At 45.7% G+C, this 3,849-nt stretch carries 2 protein-coding genes; both read left to right on the top strand.

Going from position 1 to position 3,849, the window contains the following annotated elements; all coding sequences use genetic code 11:
• The first annotated feature begins 381 nt into the window (after positions 1–381).
• The gene (tnpC, locus tag ACR2PX_RS01795; RefSeq protein ID WP_433997645.1) at positions 382–1,893 is read left to right on the top strand and encodes an IS66 family transposase; all 1,512 of its coding nucleotides are present in this window, start codon (positions 382–384) and stop codon (positions 1,891–1,893) included.
• Positions 1,894–1,974: 81 nt separating this feature from the next.
• A partial coding sequence (locus tag ACR2PX_RS01790; RefSeq protein ID WP_433997644.1) for an SOX family transcription factor occupies positions 1,975–3,849 on the top strand: 1,875 nt, incomplete at its 3' end.

The following is a 3,849-nucleotide window of genomic DNA, read 5'->3' as shown; positions in this document are numbered from 1 at the left end:
AAGCCGCCACCGGAGGGCCTACCTCCATCTCTAATACAGTTGCGAACAGACCGACTCTGTTCTCATGACACACCGCACCGGGCCATACAGTGATAATACGGTGTCGAGCCTGGGTCAATCAGACTGCAGCGGGCTCGGGTCATGGGATCTCCTGTTGGAAAGATAAAAAATCAGAAACAGGAGAAAAGTAGTTCAACCGGTCGGTTAGTCAAATTTGTGGATGTCCCTTTTATCTTTAATTTATGGATGTCCTTTATATTTCATTATTTCATGGATGTCCTTTATATTTCGAGAGAGTAACTATTCAGCCCCCTCGCAGTAAACTGGAATTTTCGTGACTTTGTGCCATCTTGAAACACAGTTTTCTGAGCACTTGCCGCCATGAGTCAACCCGCTCTCGAATTTCAGATTATTATTACCTTCCTTGCTGTTGTGAATGAGCTACAGGAGCAGGTTGTGGGTCTGAGTGAGCAGGTCGCCAAGCTGGAAGCAGAGAACAAGGAACTGGCCGACAGGCTCAACACCAACAGCCGAAACAGTAGCAAGCCTCTTTCTACAGATGGTTATGCCAAGCCTTCCGCCAAGGCAAACGATTCATCTGATTCGACGCCGGACAGCAAACCAGTAGACGACAAACCCAGTCCGAAAAGCTTACGACAGAAGTCTGGTCACAAGCCCGGTGGTCATAAAGGCTCTACGCTTCAGCAGGTCGCAGAAACTGAGCATAGCCGCTATCACCCTGCCATAGATTGCGAAAAGTGTCATCGGTCGCTGCGTTCTGAAAAAGCCATCAAGTTGGTTGAGAGACAAGTATTTGAACCGGGTCGTTTTGGTCACTTTGAAGACACCGCTCATGTAGCGGAAGTCAAAGAATGCACTTGCGGGCATATTACGCGCGCCAGCTTCCCGGAAGGCGTTGACTCTCATGTGCAGTATGGGCCAACTACTCAGGCGCTGGCTGTGTATCTTTGCCAGTATCAGCTGGTGCCTTACAAACGCGCTTCTCTGATTTTCATGGACATTTTTGGGTTGAAAGTCAGTCCGGGTTCTATCTGTACCTTCCAGGAAAATGCTTATGACCAATTAGCCAGCACGGAGCAGGCGATTATCGATGCCCTCAAGGGCGTACCGATTGCAGGTGCTGATGAAACGGGCATGAGAGTGGCTGGCTCGCTGTGGTGGATGCATGTTCTGCGTACTGAGAAATGGACACTGTATCACCTTGATCCCAGTAAAGGTCACTCTGCCATAGAATCAATGGGCGTCCTGCTGGTTTTTGCCGGGATACTGGTTCACGATCATTACAAGGTCTACTTCCGTTATGCGGCAGCTCACGTGCTTTGCAATGCCCATCATCTGAGGGAGTTGCAGGGGGTTGTCGACAGGGATTGCAACTATCTTGCCGCACGTCTCCAGCGGTTGCTGAGGCTCGCTTGCCATCTCAGTAACGGCTTTAGAAAGATCGGCATGACGGCCATGCCGGAGGTTATCCGCCAACGCATTGTTTCGCTGTTCGAGCGGACAGCGAAAAGAGCGCAAACCGAAGAAGCTGAGTACATGGAACGCCTCCGGCAACGGCTGGGCCACGATAAAGTCAAAAATACGAAAGCCTTCAACCTGTTGAAACGCTTGGCGGAGTTCAAGGACGAAACCTTGAGGTTCATGACCAACTTCACCATCCCCTTCGATAATAATGGCAGTGAGCAAGACATCCGAAATGGCAAGGTGAAGCAAAAAATATCGGGATGCATAAGAAGCAAGAAAGGGGCGAAATGGTATTGCCGGATACGAAGTTATATCTCATCGTCGAGGAAGCAGGCACAAAACGTTTTTGAAGCCCTGTTTATAGCGATGAAGAATTACGGGAATCAACCTTTGTTGGGGTCTGAATAGTTACATTCAGAAAACTATAGCTAACTGGCTTGAATAAATTTCAAAAGCCGAACTCATAATCGACTTCTAAGAGGAAGCGCCTTGAAACTTTTTTTACGAACAGTGCTGCTAATATTCTGTTTTGCTTCCTGTACTTTTTCTATTTCAGCACCATTAAGCATTTCATTTAATAAATATGCTTTCATTTTTGGAGAGCATACAGAAAATCTGACACCTGAATATATTGATGTTGCAACGCTTGCACACGACAGGAATTTTTATGAACTTAATATTGGTCAGGCTTATAGCTATTTTTCTGGTTATATGCTGAATAATAATGATCAAGTCATATCTTTAACGGAAGTGTCCAGTGGAATGTCTCATATTCTTTTTCAGACATTCCCTGAAGCTGAAAGCAATTCAGAAGGTTTTGTTGTATTTGCTTTTGAACAGAACAGTCTATTTGAAGAATTCCTCGTGTATTCTCCCAATTGCGATCACGAATACCAGGATAATTTCATTCTATGTTATACATCGGGAGAGGCTGTAGAAATTGCATTTCCTTCAGGGTTATCTTTAGATTACCTCTCATCAGGCTTTCTGGATAACGAAGGAGATATACATTACTTCAGGTTACCCGGATACCCTGAAAAAGAAACCCGCGAAACAAACTACGGAAAGCCAGGCTCCAGAAAATCAGGGAGTGGATTTGCAATATTACATACACAGACATCTGAAAACACAGTCAACAAATACAATCACGTAACCTTACCTAATGCACCTTATGTCCAAAGCGACTATTTGTCAGCGGTTGAATTTGAGGCTTTGTCTATTGCGCCATCAGGAATTAAAAACATGTTTTCAGGATATATTACTGAAATTCAGGTTTATATGATGCGCGCAGGAGGAGCCAGAGGATTTGCCCAGGCAAGCAAAGGGGCAGCAGGGCAGGGGGATGATGACCCGAACCGAGGACAAAAACGCCCCCGACAAGATTGCGATGAAACAGGTGAAGATAAAACAGATGAAGATGAAGTAAAAAATAAGCAAAAACGAATCAAAAGGCCCATGAATGCCTTTATGGTCTGGGGCAAAGTTAACAGACTAGAACTAAAATCTAAAAATCCGGAGCTAAACAATATCGAGATATCAAAAAGATTGGGAAAGCAGTGGAAGGCTATGTCTGCAGTTGAAAGAAAGCCTTATTACGATCAAGCAGAAAAAGTGAGTCAGCAGCATAAAATAGATCATCCTGGTTATAAATACAGCCCCAGAAGAAGAAGAATCGAACCGCCTCAACTCATTCCAATCGAACAAGTACGCTCACCCGGAATAAGGGTGAGTACAACCAGTACTGTCACCACACGAACCGCCAAACCAGTTAGCGCTCCTCAGAGACGGGATAACTACCATGGCACCACACATGGCACCACACATGGCACCACACATGGGCAAGTACCAACAAACGAAAGACATGCCGCCACACCAATTACGAGGCCAAGACCTCAGGGAGCAAACTGGCAGCAATTTACCCAAAATTTTCAGACATGGTTTATGTCATGGTTTTTTGAGTGGTTTCCTGTGTGGCTTCATCACCTCTCCCCCCCCTCTGCTTTACCAGCTTCGATACCTTCTCAATGGGCTGTGGATCCTATACTCGGTCACCAGCCTCCGGAGACTTCAGGAGTTCCTTTTGATGGCGTGAGTTTCGATCCGTATTTTCAATATCAGCCGTCTGCATCTTTCAGTAATGTTATTCCTTACATGGTAGGCAATCCACAAAATACAAACCCTGCCCCATATAACACAGGTCTGGTTGAAGCGGAGCAATATAGCCAATCTCCCAGTGATTCAAATACAAACCCTGCCCCATATAACACAGGTCTGGTTGAAGCGGAGCAATATAGCCAATCTCCCAGTGATTCAAATACAAACCCTGCCCCATATAACACAGGTCTGGTTGAAGCGGAGCAATAT

Origin of the sequence: Endozoicomonas sp. (assembly GCF_051008435.1) — a bacterium.
Classification (GTDB): Bacteria; Pseudomonadota; Gammaproteobacteria; order Pseudomonadales; family Endozoicomonadaceae; genus Endozoicomonas_A.
Note: the sequence above shows the minus strand (reverse complement) of the source record. Positions and strands in the feature narration are given on the sequence as shown.

What these genes read in the sequence shown, in the direction of transcription:
- tnpC (WP_433997645.1), top strand. Translation starts at nt 382, where the DNA reads ATGAGTCAACCCGCTCTCGAATTTCAGATTATTATTACCTTCCTTGCT.